This window comes from Serratia sp. JSRIV006 (genome assembly GCF_019968685.1).
Taxonomy (GTDB): Bacteria; Pseudomonadota; Gammaproteobacteria; order Enterobacterales; family Enterobacteriaceae; genus Chania; species Chania fonticola_B.
In genome coordinates this window covers 221,471-244,951 of sequence record NZ_CP074137.1, presented here as the reverse complement: position 1 = coordinate 244,951, position 23,481 = coordinate 221,471, and the positions used below count along the sequence as shown (strand labels likewise).

The 23,481-nt window shown below is 55.8% G+C and carries 20 protein-coding genes and 4 tRNA genes; 6 read left to right on the top strand and 18 right to left on the bottom strand.

Annotation, left to right across the window (positions count from 1 at the left end; all coding sequences use genetic code 11):
• Positions 1-55 precede the first annotated feature (55 nt).
• Positions 56-1,006, bottom strand: coding sequence for a magnesium/cobalt transporter CorA (gene corA / locus KGP16_RS01070; RefSeq protein ID WP_021807767.1), 951 nt, complete (start codon positions 1,004-1,006; stop codon positions 56-58).
• Positions 1,007-1,172: 166 nt separating this feature from the next.
• Positions 1,173-1,244 (bottom strand): YsgD/CorL family protein, encoded by a 72-nt coding sequence (gene ysgD, locus KGP16_RS27625; protein ID WP_363136375.1) that lies wholly within the window; start codon positions 1,242-1,244, stop codon positions 1,173-1,175.
• 208 nt (positions 1,245-1,452) lie between these two features.
• Here ysgD and KGP16_RS01065 point away from each other — a divergent pair, with 208 nt between their 5' ends.
• Positions 1,453-1,926, top strand: coding sequence for a WbuC family cupin fold metalloprotein (locus tag KGP16_RS01065; protein ID WP_021807766.1), 474 nt, complete (start codon positions 1,453-1,455; stop codon positions 1,924-1,926).
• Positions 1,927-2,270: 344 nt separating this feature from the next.
• On the opposite strand, the gene uvrD is transcribed toward KGP16_RS01065, so the two are convergent.
• From uvrD to KGP16_RS01035, 6 genes are all read right to left on the bottom strand, one after another.
• Positions 2,271-4,433 (bottom strand): DNA helicase II, encoded by a 2,163-nt coding sequence (uvrD, locus tag KGP16_RS01060; protein WP_021181533.1) that lies wholly within the window; start codon positions 4,431-4,433, stop codon positions 2,271-2,273.
• Positions 4,434-4,510: 77 nt separating this feature from the next.
• Positions 4,511-5,227 carry a 5-amino-6-(5-phospho-D-ribitylamino)uracil phosphatase YigB gene (yigB, locus tag KGP16_RS01055; protein WP_021807765.1) on the bottom strand — a complete coding sequence of 239 codons (717 nt, stop codon included), beginning with the start codon at positions 5,225-5,227 and terminating at the stop codon, positions 4,511-4,513.
• The gene (xerC, locus tag KGP16_RS01050) at positions 5,227-6,138 is read right to left on the bottom strand and encodes a tyrosine recombinase XerC (protein ID WP_021807764.1); all 912 of its coding nucleotides are present in this window, start codon (positions 6,136-6,138) and stop codon (positions 5,227-5,229) included. Before xerC ends, yigB begins: the two co-directional genes overlap by 1 nt.
• Positions 6,135-6,839: a DUF484 domain-containing protein gene (locus KGP16_RS01045; RefSeq protein WP_021807763.1), complete on the bottom strand. Its 705-nt coding sequence runs from the start codon at positions 6,837-6,839 to the stop codon at positions 6,135-6,137. Before KGP16_RS01045 ends, xerC begins: the two co-directional genes overlap by 4 nt.
• Positions 6,836-7,660, bottom strand: a complete 825-nt coding sequence (gene dapF / locus KGP16_RS01040; RefSeq protein ID WP_021807762.1) for a diaminopimelate epimerase — start codon at positions 7,658-7,660, stop codon at positions 6,836-6,838. Before dapF ends, KGP16_RS01045 begins: the two co-directional genes overlap by 4 nt.
• Before the next feature lie 69 nt (positions 7,661-7,729).
• Complete coding sequence (locus KGP16_RS01035) at positions 7,730-7,924, bottom strand: lipoprotein (RefSeq protein ID WP_301178823.1); 195 nt, start codon at positions 7,922-7,924, stop codon at positions 7,730-7,732.
• Positions 7,925-8,002: 78 nt separating this feature from the next.
• Here KGP16_RS01035 and cyaY point away from each other — a divergent pair, with 78 nt between their 5' ends.
• Entirely contained in the window at positions 8,003-8,323 is a 321-nt protein-coding gene (gene cyaY, locus KGP16_RS01030) for an iron donor protein CyaY (protein WP_021807760.1), read from the top strand.
• Positions 8,324-8,365: 42 nt separating this feature from the next.
• On the opposite strand, the gene KGP16_RS01025 is transcribed toward cyaY, so the two are convergent.
• Positions 8,366-10,924 carry a class I adenylate cyclase gene (locus tag KGP16_RS01025; protein ID WP_021181540.1) on the bottom strand — a complete coding sequence of 853 codons (2,559 nt, stop codon included), beginning with the start codon at positions 10,922-10,924 and terminating at the stop codon, positions 8,366-8,368.
• Positions 10,925-11,238: 314 nt separating this feature from the next.
• On the opposite strand from KGP16_RS01025, the gene hemC reads away from it, so the two are divergent.
• From hemC to hemY, 4 genes are read left to right on the top strand one after another with little or no spacing between them, the layout of a single operon-like run.
• Entirely contained in the window at positions 11,239-12,180 is a 942-nt protein-coding gene (gene hemC, locus KGP16_RS01020) for a hydroxymethylbilane synthase (protein ID WP_021807759.1), read from the top strand.
• Complete coding sequence (gene hemD, locus KGP16_RS01015) at positions 12,177-12,917, top strand: uroporphyrinogen-III synthase (RefSeq protein WP_059199108.1); 741 nt, start codon at positions 12,177-12,179, stop codon at positions 12,915-12,917. The genes hemC and hemD overlap by 4 nt, the downstream gene beginning before the upstream one ends.
• Before the next feature lie 22 nt (positions 12,918-12,939).
• Positions 12,940-14,064 carry a uroporphyrinogen-III C-methyltransferase gene (gene hemX / locus KGP16_RS01010; protein WP_021807757.1) on the top strand — a complete coding sequence of 375 codons (1,125 nt, stop codon included), beginning with the start codon at positions 12,940-12,942 and terminating at the stop codon, positions 14,062-14,064.
• Between the two features lie 3 nt (positions 14,065-14,067).
• Positions 14,068-15,261 (top strand): protoheme IX biogenesis protein HemY, encoded by a 1,194-nt coding sequence (gene hemY / locus KGP16_RS01005; RefSeq protein ID WP_223500663.1) that lies wholly within the window; start codon positions 14,068-14,070, stop codon positions 15,259-15,261.
• A 1,375-nt stretch (positions 15,262-16,636) separates the two neighbouring features.
• On the opposite strand, the gene KGP16_RS01000 is transcribed toward hemY, so the two are convergent.
• The 9 genes from KGP16_RS01000 to wzxE form a co-directional block, all read right to left on the bottom strand.
• Positions 16,637-16,713 (bottom strand) — tRNA-Pro (locus KGP16_RS01000).
• Between the two features lie 76 nt (positions 16,714-16,789).
• Positions 16,790-16,876: transfer RNA gene (locus KGP16_RS00995), tRNA-Leu, on the bottom strand.
• 47 nt (positions 16,877-16,923) lie between these two features.
• A tRNA-His gene (locus KGP16_RS00990) sits at positions 16,924-16,999 on the bottom strand.
• A 70-nt stretch (positions 17,000-17,069) separates the two neighbouring features.
• Positions 17,070-17,146, bottom strand: a tRNA-Arg gene (locus KGP16_RS00985).
• Between the two features lie 135 nt (positions 17,147-17,281).
• A complete protein-coding gene (locus KGP16_RS00980; protein ID WP_223500662.1) occupies positions 17,282-18,685 on the bottom strand; it encodes an amino acid permease in 1,404 nt (467 codons plus the stop codon).
• 349 nt (positions 18,686-19,034) lie between these two features.
• Positions 19,035-19,775, bottom strand: a complete 741-nt coding sequence (gene wecG / locus KGP16_RS00975; RefSeq protein WP_021807753.1) for a lipopolysaccharide N-acetylmannosaminouronosyltransferase — start codon at positions 19,773-19,775, stop codon at positions 19,035-19,037.
• Positions 19,776-19,783: 8 nt separating this feature from the next.
• A complete protein-coding gene (wzyE, locus tag KGP16_RS00970; RefSeq protein ID WP_021807752.1) occupies positions 19,784-21,151 on the bottom strand; it encodes an ECA oligosaccharide polymerase in 1,368 nt (455 codons plus the stop codon).
• Entirely contained in the window at positions 21,148-22,233 is a 1,086-nt protein-coding gene (locus tag KGP16_RS00965; protein ID WP_223500661.1) for a TDP-N-acetylfucosamine:lipid II N-acetylfucosaminyltransferase, read from the bottom strand. Before KGP16_RS00965 ends, wzyE begins: the two co-directional genes overlap by 4 nt.
• A complete protein-coding gene (gene wzxE, locus KGP16_RS00960) occupies positions 22,230-23,480 on the bottom strand; it encodes a lipid III flippase WzxE (RefSeq protein WP_059199111.1) in 1,251 nt (416 codons plus the stop codon). The genes KGP16_RS00965 and wzxE overlap by 4 nt, the downstream gene beginning before the upstream one ends.
• Position 23,481: the final 1 nt, after the last annotated feature.

Below are 23,481 nucleotides of genomic sequence, written 5' to 3'. Positions count from 1 at the left end.
AAGATAAAATGGGGCGGTGGTGTAGACCACCACCCGAAGCGTACGAGAGCCGGATTTAAAGCCAGTTCTTGCGTTTGAAGTAGAGATAAGGTGCCAGCCCTGCCACGATCATCAGTGCAATCGCCCCCGGGTAGCCGAAGGACCAACGCAGCTCAGGCATAAACTCAAAGTTCATCCCATAGCTTGAGGCCACCAGCGTCGGCGGCAGGAACACTACCGATACCACCGAGAAGATCTTGATGATGCGGTTCTGTTCGATGTTGATAAAGCCCATCGCCGCCTGCATCAGGAAGTTGACCTTCTGGAACAGCGATTCGTTATGCGGCAGCAGGGATTCGATATCGCGCAGCACTTCCCGCGCCTGCTCCAGCTGGCTGGTTGGCAAACGCGCCTTGCGCACCAGGAAATTCAGCGCGCGTTGGGTATCCATCAGACACAGGCGTACCTTCCAGCCGATATCTTCCAGTTCCGCCAGGGTGGAAAGCGCTTCATCATATTCGTCGCCCTGGTGTCCTTCCATAATCACCCGGCTGAGCTTTTCCAGATCGCTGTAGACGTTTTCAATCTCGTCGGCCAACTGCTCAATTTTGGTTTCAAACAGATCCAGCAGCAGCTCGTAGGCGTTGCCGTCCACCATTCTTAGGCTGCGCGCACGCATTCGGTAAAGCCGGAAAGCGGGCAGTTCGCGTTCACGCAGGGTATACAGGCGGCCATCGCGGATGGTGAATGCCACGGTAGAGTTGCCCGCGTGATCTTCGGCGTCTTCGTAGTAGAAAAAGGAGTGGATATGCAGGCCGTCATCGTCTTCGAAGAAACGGGCCGAGGCTTCGATATCATCCAGTTCGGGGCGTGTCGCCAGGCTTTGGCCCAACTCATTTTGCACGCGCTCGCGTTCGCCCTCCTCCGGCTCGACCAGGTCAACCCACAGCGACGAGGTCAAATCATCTGAGTCATCCAACTCCAGACGGGATAAGCGGCTGTTATCTAATTTAAAAGCGCTTAGCATGTGCCAAAACTCCCTAATGGTAACGGGGTAGACAACGCATTGAAGCACAGAAAGCGAGGGAAGTATGCAATACCGGCTCGTTCCAGACCATGAAGAGATCTGACTCGGAGCGACGCTGGGGAGGGTCGCCGACAACCACGAAGGGTATCAGCGCAATGGGATAGCCTTAGAAGTTGTACCTGGTGTCCAGGTCTGTGAGCCAGTATCTACTGGGTGTGTCCAAGGCGTGTGTCCTCATTGATATTCGTGCGCGCATGTTACGCCGAGAAGAAAAAGCCTGTCAACCGGTTAGGGTGGATAATCGCGCAACAATTCAGCACGCTTGAGGCCAGTTTGTAACACTCCCGCAACCTGGACCACGCCTGAAGGAAAACCGCGTCGCGATCTCTGACCGCAGCCACGAATCTTGCTAAGATTAGCGCACAGAAATATTGCGGATTGACGAAATGAAACAGATTACCGCCCACGACTTGACGACCATGAGCGAACAGGCAGCCACACTGCCACGCCTGCGTGCCCACCGTACCTTACATGAAGAGCTGAGCGATACGGTGCAGCGCCTGGCAATTGCCATGGAGCCTGGCACCTATATTCGCCCACACCGCCACCCGCAGACCTGGGAGTTACTCACCCCGCTGCGTGGCCGTTTCGTAGTGTTGCAGTTCAATGACGAAGGCGTGGTCACCCAACGTACCCTGCTAGGCGAAGAAACCAAGGTGCTGGAGATGCCGGCGTTTACCTGGCACGCCGTGCTGTCTGTCGATCCGGGTGGCGTGGTGTTTGAAGTGAAGCAGGGCCCTTATCAGGCGCTCGGCGAGGAAGACTGTATGCACTGGGCTCCGCCGGAAGGCGGCGAGGGGATCGAAGCAGTGATGCGCTGGTATGCGACGGCCAAAGTGGGCGATCGTTTCACTCACTAAATTATTGCCCCCTCACCTTCTCCCACAGGGAACCGATCGAGTTGGACTGAAAAAACGGTGATACATCATGGACTTTTGTTGACTCACCTTAGATGAAGGTAAACTCAATTTTTGCTGAGATTATCTTCTTACTTCCAACAGAGCAGGGGCTATCAGCTCCCTCTCCCAAAGGGCGAGGGGACCGATCGAGTTGGACTGAAAAAACGGTGATACATCATGGACTTTTGTTGACTCACCTTAGGTGAAGGTAAACTCAATTTTTGCTGAGATTATCTTCTTGCTTCCAACAGAGCAGGGACTTTGAGCTCCCTCTCCCTGTGGGAGAGGGTTGGGGTGAGGGGATGTTACACCGTTTCCAGCTTGGCGTAGGCTGCTACCAGCCACTTGATGCCTTCACCCTGAAACGCGATCTGCAACCGGCTGTGTTCACCGCTGCCTTCCAGGTTGACGATGGTGCCCTCACCAAATTTGGCATGGCGCACGCGCTGTCCAAGCTTGTAACCAGTGTCGTTTTCACTGATCGGCGTCCCCATCCTGCGGTGGCTTACCGAGCGGGAGACGCTGGCCCGCAGGCGCACCTCTTCCACACAGTCTTCCGGGATCTCACCGATAAAGCGTGATGGCCGGTGATACACCTCTTTACCATACAGGCGGCGGGTTTCCGCATAGGTCAGCGTCAGCTTTTGCATTGCACGGGTCAGGCCAACATAGGCCAGGCGGCGCTCCTCTTCCAGGCGGCCACCTTCGTCCAGCGACATCTGGCTTGGGAACATCCCCTCTTCCATGCCGACGATAAACACCTGGCGGAACTCCAACCCTTTAGCCGAGTGCAGGGTCATCAGTTGCACCGCGTCCTGATAGGCATCTGCCTGCCCTTCCCCCGCTTCCAGCGCGGCATGGGACAGGAAGGCCTGCAACGGCATCAGATCCTGATCTTCATCCTGGTAGCTGTATTGGCGCGTGGCCGTGACCAGTTCCTCAAGGTTTTCGATACGCGCCTGGCCCTTCTCGCCCTTTTCCTGCTCATACATGATGAACAGCCCGGAATCGCGGATCACCCGGTCGGTTTGCACATGCAGTGGCATTTCGGCGGTTTCGTGGGCCAGTGAGTCCACCAGCTCCAGAAAACGCTGCAGGGAGGACGCTGCACGGCCCGCCAGCACCTTATCTTGCAGCAGCGCACGCGTAGCCTGCCACAGCGTCAGTTGGCGGTCTCGTGCCGCCTGGCGCACTACGTCGAGGGTACGATCGCCAATGCCGCGCGTTGGGGTATTCACAACGCGCTCAAAGGCCGCATCATCGTTACGATTGGCGATCAACCGCAGATAGGCCAGGGCATCCTTGATCTCCTGACGTTCGAAGAAGCGCATGCCGCCGTAAATGCGGTATGGCATGGCGGTTTGCAACAAGGCCTCTTCCAGCACACGCGATTGGGCGTTGCTGCGATACAGGATGGCACAGTCGTTCAGCGCGCCGCCGTTGTCCTGCCAGGCCTTGATGCGGTTAACCACAAAGCGGGCTTCATCCAGCTCGTTGAACGCACAGTAAATCGAGATCGGCTCACCTTCGGCACCTTCGGTCCACAGGTTTTTGCCCATGCGCCCGTCGTTATTGGCGATCAGGGTGTTGGCAGCCTTCAGGATGGTGCTGGTCGAACGGTAGTTCTGCTCCAGACGCACCGTTTCCGCACCGGGGAAATCCTTCAGGAAACGCTGGATGTTTTCCACCTGCGCACCACGCCAGCCGTAGATTGACTGGTCATCATCCCCCACGATCATCACGTTGGCCTTCCCCCCGGCCAGCATGTGGATCCAGGCGTACTGGATGCGGTTGGTGTCCTGGAATTCGTCCACCAGGATATTGGTGAAGCGCTCACGATAATGATTGAGGATATGTGGCTTGTTCAGCCATAGCTCATGGGCGCGCAGCAGCAATTCGGCAAAATCGACCAGCCCTGCACGATCGCAAGCCTCTTGATAAGCCTGATAGATCCGTAACCAGGTGGCTTCCACCGGGTTGCCGTAGCTTTCGATATGCTGTGGGCGTAGGCCGTCGTCTTTCTTGCCGTTGATGTACCACATCGCCTGGCGCGGCGGCCATTGCTTCTCGTCAATGTTCAGCGCCCGCACTATACGTTTCAGGAGGCGCAGCTGGTCTTCACTATCCAGGATCTGGAAGTCCTGTGGCAGGTTGGCGTCCATATGATGAGCGCGCAGCAGGCGGTGTGCTAAGCCGTGGAAGGTGCCGATCCACATGCCGCCCTGGCTGGTACCAATCAGGTGTTCGATACGGTGGCGCATCTCTGCCGCCGCCTTGTTGGTGAAGGTCACCGCCATGATGGAGTACGGCGAGCAGTTCTCCACCGCCAGTAGCCAGGCAATGCGATGCACCAGCACCCGGGTTTTGCCGCTGCCTGCACCGGCCAGCACCAACAGGTTGCTGCGTGGCGCAGCCACGGCTTCACGTTGTTTATCATTCATGCTGTCGAGCAGGTCGGAAACGTCCATAGGCACCATTGATTGGTAAAGGGAAAACCCGCTTCCACGCGCTTTCCACTGGGAATTTATACAGAGTTCTGCTGGGATTATAACAATGCTGTCAGCGATGCCAACTGCGAAATCTCAATATGTGGTAGCAGGCGGCTGTCAGCTACCTGCATCAGGCTCCGCTGACGGTCGTTGATCCAACAGGCTTGCAGGCCCGAACGCAGCGCCCCGGCAACGTCGGTGGTCAGGTCATCCCCGACGTGCAGGATTTGTTCCGGTGCCACGCCCAACCTTTCGACCGCCAGTTGATACATATCCTGATACGGCTTGGCGCGGCCATCTGGCCCGGAGCGCAGCACAAACTGGAAGTATTGCTCCAACCCGCACTGGGCCGGATCGGCATTACCATTGGTGATCGCCACCAGCGGATAACGTTGCCCCAGCGCCCGCAAGGTCGCGTGAGTGGCTTCTGGCACATCGATCCGGCTACGCCACAGGGCAAAGTTCTGCATGGCGGCATCGGCACCGATGGACGCTTCAGCATCGCGCAGCCCCTGACGGCTCAACGCCAAGTGGACCGCCCGCCAGCGCCATTGGGTAACGTCGTGGTAAATCTCCGGATCCTGTTCACGCAGTTCCTGCCGCAAACGGTGGAAGTCCGCCGACTGAAAGTGGCTTAATCCCGGATGGTAGTTCTGCAAAAAGGCCACCGACTCATGCTCGGTCTGCTTGATCACCGGGCGGTTGTCATACAGCGTGTCGTCCAGATCGAAAGTCAGCGCGGCCAGTGGGCGTAACGGACGGTAAAAGTGCATCAGGATTTCCCTCGTTTGGCGCGTGGATGCGCGGCATCGTACACGTTCGCCAGATGTTGAAAGTCGAGGTGGGTATAAATTTGCGTGGTAGTCAGGTTGGCGTGCCCCAGCAACTCCTGCACCGCGCGCAGATCGCCGCTCGATTCCAGCATATGGGTGGCAAAAGAGTGGCGCAGCTTGTGCGGATGGATATGGCTGTTGACGCCCTGCTTGACGCCCCACTCGGCAAAACGTTTTTGCACGTTGCGCGCCGAGATGCGCTTGCCCTGATTGGAGAGGAACATGGCATCATCCTGCGGTGCAAACAGATCGCGCAGCGCCAGCCAGTGCTCCAGCCAGGTAACCGCCGTACGGCCTATCGGCAATTTACGTTCTTTGCTGCCTTTCCCCAGCACCCAGATCTCACCGCCGCCCAGATCGACATGGCGGCAATCCAACCCCACCAGCTCGGCCAGACGCAGCCCGGCCCCGTACATCACTTCCAGCATCGCACGATCGCGAACCGCTAGCGGATCGTTGAGATCGATATTCAGCAGTTGGTTCATTTCGTCGACGTCGATATTCTTCGGCAAATGACGGCCACTGCGCGGCGTGCGGATGCCTTTGGCGGGGTTGGCGCTTATCACACCTTGGCCAACCAGCCAGTCCAGAAAACTGCGTAATGCGGAGAGGCGCAGCGCCAGGCTGGAAGACTGCAATCCGGCGCGCTTACTGCGGGCTGCCAGCTGACGCACTCTGGCGGCATCCAGCATCGGCCATTCGCTGATGCCCAGCTCGATTGCCATGGCGATCAACGCCTGCAGCTGGCGCGAATAGCTGATCTGAGTCAGTGGGCTGAGTTGCCGCTCCACCTTTAAATAACGCAGGAAAGCGTCCACCGGCGGTTGCAGGTTGGCCGCTACGCCGGTCATGCGCGTTCAATCCAGCGTTCCAACAGTTTTGGCAACATACGCGCCAACTGGCCGAGCATCACGGTGCCCATCCCCTGTTGATAATGTTGAGTATCGCGGCTGCTGAAGATCACCATGCCAAGATCGCCCTGATCCCCCAGCAATGACAGCGCCACGGAGCCAACCTGTTTGGCCTGCGGCAGCAACAGCAGCAGTTCGGGGCCATTGAGGTTGCCGAGGTAGTGATAGCGATCGCCCAGGCGTTGAATACGCAGCGGCTCAAACGCCGAGCGCGTCAGGCCAAGATGGGTGAAATCCGACGGTGCGCCAATATTCCAGCGATCGGCAAACAGGCGGATATTCGCCCCTGCCAGCCCAAACCCGCGCGCCCAACGCTGCAAGCGGTTGAGCATATCCTGCAGGCTGCTGGCGGTGGCCAGGTCAGCCTGTAGATGCAGCAGGCGGCCAAATAGCGATTCGTTGGCACTGGCCTGCTCCATCAACAAGGTGATCTCTTCTTCCAACTGGGTGATCTGGTTGCGCTGACGCGCCAGATGCCACTCCACCAAAGATACCGTGCCCCGCACCGGGTGAGGCACTCGCATCTGTTCAACCAGCCGTGCATTGCGCATAAAGAAGTCCGGATTCTGCATCAGAAATTGCATCACCGTGTCATCATCAAGCTCAACGCCCATGGCTATCCGATCGTCAACCTGCTTCATAAGTGAATAAATCCGTCATAAACATGGGTGGCCGGGCCGGTCATGAATAACGGCTCCCCTGGCCCCTTCCAGCGAATATGCAGGCTACCGCCAGGCAGTTCGACATGCACCTCTTCCGCCAGTAGCTCTTGTTGAATGCCCACCGCCACGGCAGCACAGGCACCACTGCCACAGGCCTGCGTTTCACCGGCACCACGCTCATAAACCCGCAGTTTGATGTGCTCACGGTTCACAACCTGCATAAAGCCGATGTTGGCACGTTCCGGGAAGCGATCGTGTCCTTCCAGCACCGGTCCCAACAGCTCCACCTTGGCCGTTTTCACGTCGTCCACCTGCAACACACAGTGTGGGTTACCCATTGAGACTACGCCGCACAGCACCGTATGTTCCGCCGCGCGCATAATGTAGGTCTTTTCCGCTTTGGTGGCGCGAAACGGCACGATCTGCGGATCGAAATTCGGTTCACCCATATTGACGCACACCAGGTCATCATCGGTAACGCTCAGGATCATACGCCCGGTCTGGGTGCTGACGCGGATATCACGTTTGTTGGTCAAGCCTTTCAAGCGCACAAAGCGGGCAAAACAGCGGGCGCCGTTGCCACACTGGGCCACTTCGCTACCGTCAGCATTGAAAATACGGTAATGGAAATCGAGTTCGGGATCGTACGGCGGTTCTACCACCAGCATCTGGTCAAAACCCACGCCCAAATGCCGGTCGGCCAGACGGCGGATCAGCTCAGGTGAAAAATAGACGTTCTGTGTAACGGCATCGACCACCATAAAGTCGTTGCCTAAACCGTGCATTTTGGAGAACTGCATATCATACTCCGCTATCTGGACGACGTACCGTCTGATATTTATGGTGGCATCAACCACCATAAAGGCTCATTACTGATTGCTCATCGACGGTTGCTGCTGAGTGCCAGCGGGTTCTTGTTGGTTTTTGCTAACGGTGCCAGCACTGGTTACCGGTTGCTCTGCCGGTTTGTCCTGCGGTGGAAAATACAGCGGGCCCTTCAGGCCACAGCCAGAGAGCCCAGCCAGCAAAACGGCCATCAGCGCATAGCGTAGTTGTTTTTTCATTTGCATTAATGCCTGTAATTCATGCGTCCAAGCTCACTATAATCGCAGGTGGATCATGAAAAGCAATAGGAATCGAATATGAACGATAGCGAGTTTCACCAGTTGGCCGACCAACTGATGCTGAATATTGAACAGACCCTGGACGATTTTGATGGTGATGCGGATATCGATTACGAAACTAACGGCGGGGTGATGACGCTAAGCTTCGAAAACGGCAGCAAGATTGTGATCAACCGTCAGGAGCCGTTGCACCAGGTGTGGCTGGCCACCAAGGCCGGTGGCTATCACTTTAGCTATCGTGACGAGAGCTGGCATTGCGATCGCAGCGGCCGGGAATTTTATGAGTTGCTGAGTGAGGCGGCCAGCACACAGTCCGGCGAGACGGTCAGTTTTAGCTGAGTTTTGCAGAGGGGCGCAAGCAATGAACTGCGCCCTCAAGCATTAATGCAGCTGGAACTGTTGCTTCAGAGGCTGTGCGGCATTGCCGTCGGCGACCGAGATACACAGGTTCGACAGCGCATTGCTGCGGAATGGGATCACCTGGGTACGGCCATCGATATGCACAATCTGATAGAACTGCGGCAGGTTGAAGTTGATAAAGCTGGAGCCGTAGGTAAAGCGATCGTGTGAGGAGGAATAGAAGCGGCTGACGTCGCGCACCAACTCCTCTTTGCTCCCTTCACAATGGTGATAAACCTCAACCCGGTTCGACTCATCCAGAATGTAAATGTTGAAGCCTTTATCATCCGTGGTGTCTTCAAAGAAGAACTGGATGATCCCCTCGCTGGCAAAACCATCAACCACCGGTGGCAAATGCACCTGATCGGTTTCCACCTTGATCGACAGGCCATGCAGTTTGTTGTTGGAGATCGCCCCGTAGAACTCCACGGCGTTTTCCAGCTTCTGCACCGACACGCTCAGGCGTTCGAAGAACAGGCCCCAGGTTTGCCCGGCCACACGCACCGCTTTAAACCGGCCCGGCTCCAGGCGAGTGCTGGAAAGACGCAGCTCGATACACTCGGAAACCAGTTGTTGAATGCGGGTACGGATCAGGCCACGTAAGTGCTGGCTGTAACAGAACACCTCCACCGATTCCGGCGGTGCCGCATCCTGATGCATCTTGCCCAGAATGGTCTTCAACGCTTCAAGCACCGACTGCTCACCGCTGAAATGCAGGGTACGCACTTCGTTCCATGAGTTGCGATACAGCAGATCGATACTGCCAACCAGGCATTGTTGCTGCTGGCCAAAGCTGAACACGTCCAGCTTACGGAAATCGAAATGCACCACCTGATTACGGAAAGCCGCCGTCGGGTCGTTTTCCAGGTTGACGATAATCGCCAGATGGCGGATTTCGCACGGGCTGTAGAGCGCTTTCGGCGTCGGAGCGGCCAAGCGCAGCGGGAAATGGTGCGACACGTCGGTAACCAATTCCTGCAGTTTGGCGGTGTCGCAGATATTGCCACTCTTGATATGCAAGCGGGTGCGCGAAGTGAGCAGGCCGTTGAAATAGGCCCAGGCCACCAGCTTGTTGAGATAGCGGTTATATTCCAGCGGCTGATGGCTGACGATCGAGCTCATCTCCGGTGCCTGGTTATACAGATACCAGCCGGTGCGGTTGGCGCGGCCAATCGGCACGTGAATAAAGGTCAGGTCGTTTTCTGACAGGTCGGGTGAAATCTGCGGGTTCACCAGCGTCACCTTACCCGGCAGTGCCTCAAAGGCCGCGTACAGTTTACGGGTCAACACTCCGATATCCTGCGGGCTGGCACTGACGCTGAGGTTGTTGCGGCGAGCGAAGCGGATCAGGTTGCGATAGCTTTGCATCATCGCATCCAGCAGTTCGTTGTGGGCTTCGCGCACCCGTTCGATCTTCCAGTTAGCCCGATTATCGAGGATCTCCAACCGCTCTTCGTCCCAGCCCCACTCACTGACCAGTTGGCTGAGGATTTCCCGCCGCCAGCCGATAGTGGCGTTGTTGGACTGCGACAGCTTCTCGCAGACCTTCAGATAGAAGCAGCGGCGAACCAGGTCAAGGCGGGTGGTATCGTTGATTTCAGTCAGATAGTGGGTGACGCGCTCCAGCATCATGCAATAGGCATCAAGGCCAAAGCAGACGATCTCCCCCTGGTGCAGACGATGTTTGATCCCCATCGCCAGCAACTGAGTTTTCGGATATTCCCATGAATAGGCTTCAAGCAGCAGCGTTTTCAGCACCGCCTTGTAGGGCGAATCAATGCTCTTATACAGCTGCCACAGGCTGGCACCGAAGTACTCTTCAGCGGAGAGCGTGCTCAATCCGCCGAGATCCAGCCACTCATTCGGGGTTAGTACCCCCTGGGAATAGAGCGAAAGCACATATTCATCGTAATGCGCTTCCTCTTCGCCCGGCACCATGTTCCACAGGATACGTTTCCCTGCCAGACGCACGGCCGTGCGGTAGAACTCATCGAGCAACAGAATATGTTGGGTCGAGCCGCAGTCTTCTCCGCCCAGGCTGCCGCTTTCGTTATGGCGGAAACGGTTTTCGTCGATCAGGAAGAAGCTGACTTCCACCCCCATCGAGGCCGCCCATTTCTCCAGCAGGCTGCATTTTTGCTGCAGGCGGCTGCGTTCTTCGTTGTCTAGCCAAGATTGGTGGCAGACCCAGATATCCAGATCCGAAGTGCAGCTCTGGCCGATCGAGGAGGTGCTGCCCATGGAATAAAGCGCCGTAATCGGCAGTTCACCCGTGGCCATTTTTTCAAACGGGCTACCCCATTTGTCTTCTAGATCATTGAGATAGGCTTGTTGGGTTTCATCAGGCGTGTAGATACAGATGCCATGGGGAACGTTACCGTTGAGGTAGCCCGGCATCAGTGGATGATGGTGGTGCAATAAGGTAGGCAGCAGACTGTAGACCCGTTGGAACGCGGGCTTCATGGCCGCCAGGGCACGATCGACACGTAGTTGGTTGATCGCATCCAGTCTTTGTTTCAGTGTCTCGATGTAGAGGTACAAGACGTCTCGCCTGATTATCCCGATGCTTGAAAAAAACCCGTATTCCCGCTGCGTCTTTAGTTTAGAAGAATTTTTGACGACTTATTGCTGGAAACGTGATCAATCTAACACCTTGCTGATTGACCGTAAAGGAGGTAAAGCGACACACTTATCCTAGCACTTCTATAAATGATTTACCCGCAGTGTGAACTGCCGCCAACTTCTCCTCACGCCCCTTTGATTCCGTTGTCCTTTCTCCGCCTGTGGCTTCTTGCACTGACAGTTTTGATCCTCAGTGGTAGGATGGACGGCGAATTATAAAAACGGTAACCAGCATGTTAGACAAAATTATTCGAATTGCCACCCGTCAGAGCCCACTTGCCCTATGGCAAGCACACTATGTTCAGCAGCGTCTGATGGCTAGCCACCCTGGCCTGCAGGTGGAACTGGTGCCTATGGTCACGCGCGGCGACATCATTCTGGATACGCCGCTGGCCAAGGTTGGCGGTAAGGGCCTGTTCGTCAAAGAACTTGAGCTGGCTCTGCTGGAAGGCCGGGCAGACATTGCCGTGCACTCGATGAAAGACGTCCCCGTCGACTTCCCCGCAGGCTTGGGGCTGGTCACCATCTGTGAACGTGACGACCCGCGTGACGCTTTCGTCTCCAATAACTTTGCCTCGCTCGATCAACTGCCGCTAGGCAGCGTGGTCGGTACCTCCAGCCTGCGCCGTCAATGCCAGCTGCGTCGCCGTCGCCCGGATCTGATCGTGCGCGATCTGCGTGGCAACGTCGGCACAAGGTTGGGTAAACTGGATAACGGCGATTACGACGCCATTATTCTGGCCGTGGCCGGGCTAAAACGTCTGGGTCTGGAACAGCGTATCCGCTGCCCGCTGAGCGCGGAAGAATCCTTGCCCGCCGTCGGCCAGGGCGCAGTCGGTATCGAGTGCCGCCTTGACGATGACGTCACCCGAGCTTTGCTGGCCCCTCTCAACCATCGCGAAACCGAAATTCGTGTCCGCGCAGAACGGGCGATGAACACCCGCCTGGAAGGGGGCTGCCAGGTTCCCATCGGCAGCTATGCCGAACTGACAGGCGATGAGCTGTGGTTACGTGCGCTGGTCGGTGCCCCCGACGGCAGCCAGATGGTCTGCGGTGAACGCCGTGGCCCGTCGGCACAGGCTGAGCAAATGGGTATAGAACTGGCAGAAGAACTGTTGGCTGCCGGTGCCCGTGAGATCCTGCATGACGTTTATCAGGGAAATCCTCCGGCATGACCATTCTGGTAACCCGCCCTTCTCCCGCCGGGGAACAACTGGTGAGCCGCCTGCGCGCACTTGGCCGGGTTGCCTTTCACGCGCCGCTGATCGACTTCGCCCCCGGTAACGATCTTGTCCGCTTACCTCAGGGGCTGGCAGAGTTGCAGGCGGGCGATCTGGTGTTTGCCCTGTCGCAGCACGCCGTCAGCTATGCCAGTTCGGTCATCAATCGTGCCGGGCTTCAATGGCCTGGCCAGTTATCCTATTATGCTATTGGCCGCACCACCGCACTGGCAATGCATCGCATCAGCAGCCTGCCGGTAGACTATCCGCGTGAACGTGAAATCAGCGAAATGCTTTTGCTGCTACCCGCGTTGCAACAGCTCACCGGTAAACGAGCGTTGATCATGCGAGGTAACGGCGGCCGCGAGCTGCTAGGCGAGACGCTGGCTGAGCGAGGGGCAGTGGTAAGCTATTATGAATGTTATCAACGCAGCCCGGTGCATTATGATGGCAGTGAGCAAAGTGCCCATTGGCAACGCGCCGGTATCGATACGCTGGTAGTGACCAGCGGTGAAATGTTACAACAGCTCTATACTTTAGTTCCTGATTACTATCGCTCTTCCTGGCTGTTACGTTGCCGCCTGATAGTGGTCAGTGAACGTCTTGCTACCCTTGCCCAGGAGCTGGGTTGGAGCACGATTCGGGTAGCTGAAAACGCAGATAATGACGCGCTGATCCGCGCGCTACAATAACCTGACTATGGGATGTGCCACTATGACGGAACAAAACACTCCATCCGCCGCGGTTGAAGAATCAAACCCAGCGGTTGAGAGCCCCCAGCAGCCAGCCGCTGACCACCGGAAAGGCAAGAACACCGGCCCGGTATTAGGTGCGATTGCCATCGTGCTCGTCATCGCTCTGGGTGCTGGCGGCTATTATCACACGCACCAGCAGGCGCAGACATTGATTGCCGCCAACCAGGCTTTACAACAACAGTTGGCAGAACTGAAGCAGAGCCAGCAGCAGGGAAAGAGCGCACTGGAAGGCTTGCTGCAACAGCAGGGTAAAACGCTGGAGGCCACCGATCGCGAGCAAACTTCGCTGGTGCGTCAGCTCAATGAACTGCAAGATAAGGTTGCCACCATTTCCGGCAGCGATGCCAAAACCTGGCTGCTGGCACAGGCGGACTTCCTGGTGAAAATGGCAGGCCGTAAACTGTGGAGCGATCAGGATGTCACCACCGCGGCTGCGCTGCTGAAAAGCGCCGACGCCAGCCTGGCAGAGATGAACGATCCGAGCCTGATCGATATTCGCCGCGCCATCACCGAAGATGTCGGAACCCTTTCCGCCGTGGCGCAGATAGATTTTGACGGCATCATCCTGAAGGTCAACCAGCTGTCCAATCAGGTCGACGACCTGCGTCTGGCGGATAACAACCGTGATGAACGGCCAATGGATGAAGACGACGGCGAACTGTCCAGTTCGTTGAGCGAATGGCGTCAAAACCTGACCAAGAGCTGGCACAACTTTATGGCGGACTTTATTACCGTCCGCCGTCGTGATAGCAGTGCTGAACCGCTGCTGGCGCCGAATCAGGATGTCTACCTGCGTGAGAATATCCGTTCGCGCCTGCTGGTTGCCGCACAGGCTATCCCTCGTCATCAGAACGAGGTGTATAAACAGTCGCTGGAGACGGTATCAACCTGGGTACGCGCCTACTTCGATACCACCGATCCGGCTACCAAGGCGTTCCTGGAAGAGTTGGACAACCTGAGCCAGCAATCGATCTCCATGGACGTACCGGGCCAGCTGAAAAGCCAGCCGATGCTGGAAAAACTGATGCAGACCCGGGTGCGTAATCTGTTGGCCCAGGCCCCTGCCACTCACCAGGAGGGATAAGCCATGTTACGCGTGTTATTCCTGTTTCTGGTGCTGATTGCCAGCCTGGTGCTGGGGCCGATGCTGGCCGGGCACCAAGGCTATGTGCTGATCCAGACCGACAATTACAACGTCGAAACCAGCGTCACCGGTCTGGTGATTATGGCGGTGCTGCTGTTCCTGGCGCTGTTTGTCATCGAATGGATCCTGCGCCGCGTCTTCCGCACTGGCGCGCGAACCCGTGGCTGGTTCCTTGGCCGCAAACGCAGCCGCGCCCGTAAACAAACCAAAGCGGCGCTGATCAAACTGGCGGAAGGGGATTACAAGCAGGTAGAGAAACTGCTGACCCGCAATGCCGATCATGCCGAGCAACCGGTGGTGAACTACCTGCTGGCGGCAGAAGCTGCACAGCAACGTGGCGATGACTTCCGCACCAATCAGTATCTGGAGCGTGCCGCAGAGGCTGCCGACACCGATCAGTTGCCGGTAGATATTACCCGCGTGCGTATTCAGTTGGCTCAGGGTGAAGCCCATGCGGCACGGCACGGCGTCGATAGCTTGCTGAACCAGGCACCGCGTCACCCGGAAGTGCTGCGGCTGGCGGAGCAGGCCTATCTGCGTACCGGAGCTTATGCCTCACTGCTGGAAATTCTGCCTTCGATGAGCAAAATCAACCTGCACAGTGAAGAAGAGCTGCAGGCTTTACAGCAGCAGGCCTATATCGGCCTGATGAATCAGGCCATGGCCGATGAAGGCAGTGAAGGGTTGAAGCGCTGGTGGAAAGATCAGAGCCGTAAAATCCGCCACGAAATCCCGCTACAGGTAGCGATGGTGGAACATCTTATTGAGTGTAATGACCATGAACTGGCACAAAGCATTGTGCTGGACGGTCTGAAACGCCAATACGACGAGCGGCTGGTGTTGTTGATCCCACGTATCAAATCTGGCAGCCCGGAGCAGTTGGAAAAAGCGTTACGCCAACAGATCAAGCAGCATGGTGCGACACCGTTGCTTAACAGCACGCTGGGTCAGTTACTGATGAAACACGGTGAATGGCAGCAAGCCAGTGATGCGTTCCATGCAGCACTGCAACAGCGGCCAGATGCCTATGACTACGCCTGGCTGGCAGATGCGTTGGATAAGCTGCACCGCAGCGATGAAGCCACACAGATGCGCCGTGAAGGGCTGATGTTAACGCTCAAGCAAAACGGCGAGTAACTTCCCCGGTTGGCTTGTCAGGGCTCAGCATGCCGTGCTGGGCCCTTTTTTTGCCTGAAACTTTCCTTGGGGCAAAAAAAAACACTTGTCGCGAGACAAGTGTATAAAAGAAGCAATCAGGTCTAGGACAACTGGGGTGGTGCCTCACTCAACGTTTTGCCCGGAGTGTGATGAAGCCGTTGCAAGCAACCCTTTCATCGTTCAGGTGGGCAATAGGCACCCTAAAATCGGCTCTGCATCATTCCTGGGTTTATGAGGCCTAAGGCGAACATAAGAAGTGGAATGAGCATCTACGATAGAGGTATTGCACTTGGCGTGCCAACTTTTAACTGCTGAGTGCCAACAGGCAAAAAATTAACTCATCATTTTGAATTTAAACGATTTTAAATTATCTTCATTGACCCCTCTGATTTTTCCCTCCCGTTCGCTGCGATTTGCCCCTCTACGGATCCTGTCGCCTTAAAACGACGGGTTAATGAGAAGTCTTTTTTATTGATTAAAATCATCAGGTTAAATGTCTCAAACTGACGACAGCAGGCATGCCCATAAAGGACAAAAGGAGACAGGTTGAAATTTCGTAGGGTTTGCCAAGATAAAACCGCTCGATAAAACGACTCGCGATAAAATAAAACGCTGGTTTAATATTTTTGTGAGGTACATCACAAAATACTTGATCGATTTGGCGGCCAGGTGTAGCCTATTTGTGTGACGTTAATCACACTATTAATAACTCTCTGGGGACTGCAACTATGAAACTGATTAACAAAATCATCACCGCTTTCAACAACGTAGACTTCTCATTCGGCACTATCAATCTCTGATTGCCGACGTAATGCCTGCCTGAAATAAAACGACTGTTATCTGGGGCAAGAACGGCATGATGCCGATATGCTCCAGAAGTCGTTGCATTGTTTATCCTCCATTTCGCACCCTGCAATTTTCCAGCTTTACTCTCTTGCTTGCTTCTGCTCATTCCCTGGTAAGGCTTAAAGTCGTCTGCTTCCCCTCACCCCAACCCTCTCCCAAAGGGAGAGGGAGCTGCCCTGAGCCCTTGATTAGCCTGTACTGCTTCGGAAAATAACGAATAAAAAGAAAGGCAGAGCGTTACACAGAGAATCAACGAACTCGAGCGTACCGCTTCGGAAAGTGATGTAACAAGAAGAAAGACAGAGCATTACACAGAAAAATCAACGAACTCGATCGGTCCCCTCTCCCTGTGGGAGAGGGTTAGGGTGAGGGGCCAGCACGATATCTCAGGTATCGTACGCCCACAATTTCATCCAGCATAAAAAGCAAAAAACCCGCTCATTGCTGAGCAGGTTACACAAACTCCAGACGTAAAAAAGCCCGCTTTTAAAGCGGGCTTTCTTGAAATTGGTCGGCGAGAGAGGATTCGAACCTCCGACCCACTGGTCCCAAACCAGTTGCGCTACCAAGCTGCGCTACTCGCCGATTTCTTGTTGCTGATACTACCGAACTTTCCAGCCTATGTCTATGTAAATATTAAATTTATCAGACATTTTGTGTGTGGTGCGAAGAGAGGGACTTGAACCCTCACGTCCGTAAGAACACTAACACCTGAAGCTAGCGCGTCTACCAATTCCGCCACCTTCGCACTGTCACAAAACAGCTTTCAATTCTTGTACTTTACCCTAGGTAAAGTGGGGTGGCTAATGGGGCTCGAACCCACGACAACTGGAATCACAATCCAGGGCTCTACCAACTGAGCTATAGCCACCATAACTACTTTATCTACTGCTTACTTCACGCGGTAATCATACCACCGCAGCTCCTGCGCACAAAATTAATGGCGCGCCCGACAGGATTCGAACCTGAGACCTCTGCCTCCGGAGGGCAGCGCTCTATCCAGCTGAGCTACGGGCGCGTAGCGCCGTTGCGGGTGGGGATACTACGGTTTTATGCCCATCCTGTCTAGTGCTTTTTCTCAGAAATGTTGAGTTCGCTGACCCTTTGCTCACTCTTGCAGCAGAAAGAGCCCGACAGGGCCCTTTTCTTAAGCTTAGCGCTGACTTTCTGTCCGCTTTTCAGGCTCATGATGGACTTTGTGCATACCGAATACAAAGTAGCACAGGCTCACCGCAGCCAGGAAAATCATCCCCACCACCAACGAAATCCGCGTATCCGGATTGATCCCCATGCCAACCAGCACACAAATCAGGAAAGCGATGGTCAGGTAGTTCATGTAAGGGAACATAAATGACTTGAAGCTGTGAGTCTTCATCGCTTCTTTGTGGGCTCGGCGGAAGTAGATCTGGCTGATCAACACCACGAACCACGGCATCATGCCCGGCAGCACGCTGGCGCTATAGACATAGACGAACACCTGCTGAGGATTGGGAATAACGTAGTTCAGCGCCGACCCCGCCAACAGGCAAATGATGGTGATGGCAATACAGTTGACCGGCACGCCGCTGGCAGAAAGCCTGGTCAATGCCGCAGGCAGTTGACGGTTCTTGGCCAAGGCATAGAGCATGCGGCCGCCGCTATACATGCCGCTGTTGCAGCCGGAGAGTGCGGCGGTCAGCACCACAAAGTTGATGATACCCGCAGCGGCAACAATACCAATCTTGGCAAAGGTCAGCACAAACGGGCTGCCAGCGGTGCCGATACCGTTCCACGGGAAGATGGTGACAATCACGAAGATGGCACCGACATAGAAAATCAGGATACGCCACAGGATGTTGTTGATCGCACGTTTGAGCGTTACCTGCGGGTTTTTGGCTTCCCCGGCGGTAATACCGACCAGCTCAACTCCCTGGTAAGAGGCCACCACGATACACAGCGCAAACAGGAAGCCTTTCCAGCCACCGGCAAAGAAGCCGCCGTGAGCCGTCAGGTTGGCAAACCCGGTCGGCTGCCCGCCGTTGCCGAAGCCGAAGAAGATCACCCCCAAGCCCACCAGGATCATCACGATAATGGTGGTGACCTTAATCATGGCAAACCAGAACTCCAGCTCACCGTACAGACGCACCGCCGCCAGGTTGGCTAACGCGACCATGGCGACCGCAATTAACGCAGGCAGCCACTGCGGTATCTCTGGGAACCAGAACTGCACATAGACGCCGATAGCCGTGATTTCCGATATCCCCACGGCAAGCCACATAAACCAATAGCCCCAGGCGGTGAGATAGCCGAAAAAGGGGTTCATGTATTTGTGCGCATAGACGGCGAAAGAGCCCGCCACCGGCTCCAGGAACAGCATCTCCCCCATCGAACGCATGATGAAGAACACAAACAGGCCGGCGATGATATAGGCCAGCAACACTGAAGGCCCTGCCCATTTTAGCGTACTGGCCGATCCCATAAACAGACCCACGCCAATCGTCCCACCCAGGGCGATCAGCTCTATATGTCGCGCTTCTAACCCGCGATGTAAACCTTGTGGTTTTTCTTTGCTTGCCATAAATCCTCAGTCATATCTTTTATGATGTTGTTTGCCTGCCGATCGGTGCCGGTCATTATTGTTTTAGACAAGTTGAGTGTAATTCATCCCCCACCCGCGCAAAACGCTACTTGGCGAGCAATCCGCACCATGTAATGACGAGGAAGTGACACTAGGGCCTGGGGAAATTTGCGGGCGTTATGGTTTCGCATTTTGCCGCTATAAGCAAACCGCGAATTAAAACCTTATGGAATAAGTGACGAGGGAATGATTGACCGAGGTTATAGCTTTGACCACGTTATGGCCGACAGGGAGATTATTTGCGCAAAACAGACGCTGGAGCAACAGATGGGCTGCTCCAGCCGGAGGATCACATCTTGCCGGTATAGTAATAGCCGACGAACTTGAGTAGCCGAAGCTGGCGGCGTATACGGCTCGGCTGGCTGAGCAGGCGATAGAGCCACTCCAGGCCCAGATTCTGCCACACCTTGGGGGCACGCTTCACATGGCCGGTAAACACGTCATAGGTGCCGCCAACCCCCATATACAGCGCCTGTGGATGTACCTTGCGGCAATCCCGCATCAGGATTTCCTGCTTGGGCGATCCCATTGCCACGGTCACGATAGCCGCGCCGCTGGCACGAATGCGTTCAAACAAGGCATCCCGCTGTTCTGGTTTGAAGTAGCCATCCTGGCTGCCAACCAGATTCACATTCCACTGACTACGCAGCTTCTGCTCGGTCTCTGCCAGCACCGAAGGCTTGCCGCCAACCAGAAACACCGGCGTACCTTCCTGCCCGGCACGCTGCATCATGGCTTCCCACAGATCGGCCCCAGCCACACGCGACACCTCCGCGCCAGGATACTTGCGGCGGATGGAGCGCACCATGCTGATGCCATCGGCATATTTATACTCCGCCTCATCCAACAGGGCATGCAGCGCCGGATCGGTTTCTGCATTGAGGATTTTCTCGGCGTTCATCGCCACTAGGGTGCCTTGCTTGACCCTGCCACCGTCGAACAGAAAATCCATGCACTGCGCCATGTTGCGAAAGCCCCACAGGCTGAAACCACGCAGCTCATACTTGGGAACCGAAATGTTTGCTTCCATTGTCACTATTACCTTGGCACAAGGGAGTTGGCTGCTGGAGCCAACGCGCGCTTGCGCATAATTCGAGTCTTGATAAGCCCGGCAGCATCAAACAGCCAGTACAGTAATTTTGCCAATATCAGGCAGGCACCAAAAATAATGCAGAAGAACACCACGCGTGAGACAAACGAATCGACCCCCTCACGCGCCAGCACGATGATATTAAACACCGCACCAAAGCAGAACCCTTGCAAAATCGCCGCCTTAAAGCGGTTCTGTTCACTTTTACCTAGCTCATACAGCCAGTCGAACCACTTGATGATCAGGCCCACCACAATGGCGCCCAGTGGGATAAACAGCACCCCACCCATCACCACCAGCGAGCCAATCAGCGTTGGGGAAATCGCCAGCCCGGAGTGGTTGTCCAGCACTTCCCAGGTAAAGTAGTTGGCAGTATTCAGCACCAGATCCGGCCGCCCCGGCCACAGCCAGGCAGGGATGAAGACATAGAAATCACGCACGATCGGGGCCAACCCCTGGAAATCGATCTTGTCGTAATTTTGCAGCAGTAGCCCCAGGTTCTCCCACGGCGAGAAGGTATCACGGGTCAGATACAGGAAAGTGTAGAACGCTTCCGGGCCGCTGACATCCAGGCTATAGCGTTTCAACGCCAGCCAGAACATGCCGACGATGCCGAACACCCCGGCGGCCACCAGCATCCACAGCGAGATCCAGCCGCGCACAATGCCGATAAACAGGAATAGAGCGAACGCGATGATGATGTTGGCACGGGTGCCGCCCACGATCACGTAGGTCAGAATGCCAAACGCCACCGTGGCCGCCAGGAAGAAGAACCAGGCGCGCAGATCCTGTTTCAGGAAATAGACCACCAGCATCGCCGGGATAAAGAAGTAGAAGAAGCGCTTGAGCGCCACCCCTGACACATCGCTGGAGAAGATTTGGCTGTAGGAGTTAAGCTTGAACAGCAGGAAACCGTTCTGCATAAAGAAGATGCCCACGGTGCCGATCGCCACCAGCGCCAGCAATATCCAGGTGATATGCGTCTCAACCCGGTTCATGGTGAACACCGGCTTATGCGGCTGGCCAGTGCGTTTACGCAACCGCGTCTTGTAGCTGACGTAGTAAATCGCGTAGAAGGCGGTAGCCGAAAGGATGGCGTAAAGCAGGAACTCTACCGGCACCACGGCCACGTCAAACTGGAATACCAGCAGGCAGGTCAGCGGGAAGCCAAAGTAAAACGTCAGCAGATAGAGCAGGGAAAAGAAGACGTTAAAGTTGAAGCGGACGCGCCGAAACTCCTGATAGGTCAGGGTCAGCACAAACAGCGCCCCGATCAGATAGACGACAAACAGCCCGCCAAACTGTGCCAGCGTCATGGGTTTTCCCCCGCCGCCAGCGCCAATGCCTGCTGCCAGCCATCCACGTAGTTCGGATTGAAAAAGGCAATAGACTGCTTATCCAGCGTTGCCAGTTGGCGCTGTGATTCGCGCACCACGGCTTCATCCAGCGAGTCGCCATAGAACAGCACCGGCAGATGCTGCTCAGCCAGATCCTGCCAGAACGGGTTCTTGCGGCTCAGTACAAAAGGCACGCCAAACTGGATCAACAGGCACAGCGTACCGATCCCCTGCTGACGGTCGAAAATGAAGTAGCCGAGATCGCACTCACGCAGAATATTGAGATAATCGTCAAACGCCACCTGTTGGGTCAGCAGTTGCAGATTCTGTTCGGAGAACAGCTTCAGGCCCGCCGCGCGCACCTGGGCAATATAGGCGTCGTTATTGGCCGGATAGCCCATCGGCAAAATCACCCGCACCTTGTCACCAAATTGCTGATGGATCGCCTGCAACGCCTCAATATGGCGGTTGGTGGTATCACCAGAATTGCCCACCAGGATAGTCATCGGCCCAGCCAGGTTCTTTTCAACTTCGATACCCGTCAGGGCAGGATCCATCCGCGTTGGGAAATACAGCAGCGAGGCCGGAACGCGTGCGTGCCGCTGCTGATAGTGGATCAGGTCGCCTCGGGTAGCAAACACGTGGCCCACCCGCCCTTGGGCAATGCGGCGCAGCACGTAGAACAGGCGGTATTTCCAACTGGTGGCGTTTTCATACAGATCGGCCCCCCAGATATGCCAGCTCACCTGGTGCGGCTTGATCTTGCCGCTCAGCAAAGCCAGCCACAACGTTGCGTTAAACTGGCCATGCAGGAACAGGCGAGTGTCACGGTTGGCCTTGGCACGGGCAATCACTGCCTCTGCCAGGCTCTTCTTGCCAGGGAAAGCCTCGATGGTCAACTTTGGAAAGTGGCCCAACGCGGCCACGTCTTTGGCTGCCACCATGAAGTGACACACTTGTTCTGCGGGCAGGCGGTCAGCCAGCACGTCATTAAAGAAGCGCAGCACCGTCTGATTATGATGCGGGATATCAGATCCCAGTACGTGGATTAGTATGGTCATACTCGTCTACGATAAAGAATAAATACGCAGCTACAGAGCGCAAAATACACGATGTAGGTTGCCATATAGGCCTGTGCCGCCCCTAATGCGCCGTGCAGCGGGATCAGCCAGTGCGAGAACAGCGTCAGCAAGGCAAACTGGCTGACCTCTGTCAGAATATAAAAACGGAGCGACGCCTTGGCGATCACCAGGTAACCGAAGACGTAGGCCCCGACTTTCAGCACGTCCCCCACCAGTTGCCAGGCAAACAGATCGCGCATGGCAACGAATTTCTCAGAGAACAGCAGCCAGATGGCGAAGTCACGCAGCAGCCAGACGGTAAAGCTGGCAGCGGCGACCGCAGGCAGCACAAACTTCAGCGAGCGCACGATCTCCCGCGAAATGGCGCTTTTCTCTTGCAGGCGCGACAGCGTTGGCAGCAGATAAACGGTGAAAGAAGCGGTAATAAACTGCAGGTAGGCATCGGAGATACTGCTCACCCCTTGCCAGATCCCTACTTCGTCCCAGCCGTAATGTTCTGCCAACAGGTTACGCATCATTACATAGGCAACCGGCAAGGTCACGGAGGTGATCAGCGCCATCAGGGTAAACTTACCGAGATGGCTGGCCAGCGCCTTATCCCAGGCCAGCGCCAGATAACGCAGCGGCAGCGCCTTGCGCCGCCACAGCATGAAACCAGCAGGCAACACCACCAGGGCAGGAACCAGAGCCAACCCGGCCAACGCGCCTTCATAACCGCCCAGCTTAAAGCATAGCGTAAAGGCCACCACACCTATCAGGCTACCGGCGATCACCGCCAGCGCGTTACCCATCGCATCGCGATAACCTTTGAGGATCGCCAGGAACAGGTTGGCGTAGGCAATCCCCATCTGGATAAACGCCACCGCACGCACCACGTTCACATAGTCACCATGGCCAAACAGCCCACGGCTGATCGGCTCGGCAGCAAACAGGAACACCAGCGCCAGCAGGGTTGAGAAACCCAGCACGATGCTGGACGCGGTGCCCACCGCCATACGCAACCGCTGCGGATCCTGATGGTATTCCGCCACATACTTGGTGATACCGTTAAAAATTCCGGCCCCCGACAGCACGCCCAGCACGGTGATCAACTGGCGGAAGTTACCCGCCTGCCCGACCCCGCTGGGGCCGAAGGCCACCGCCAGCATTTTTACCACCAGCAACCCCACGCCGATCTTGATCAGCGTGGAGCCCGCGGTCCAAATCGATGCTTTTGCCAGCGACATA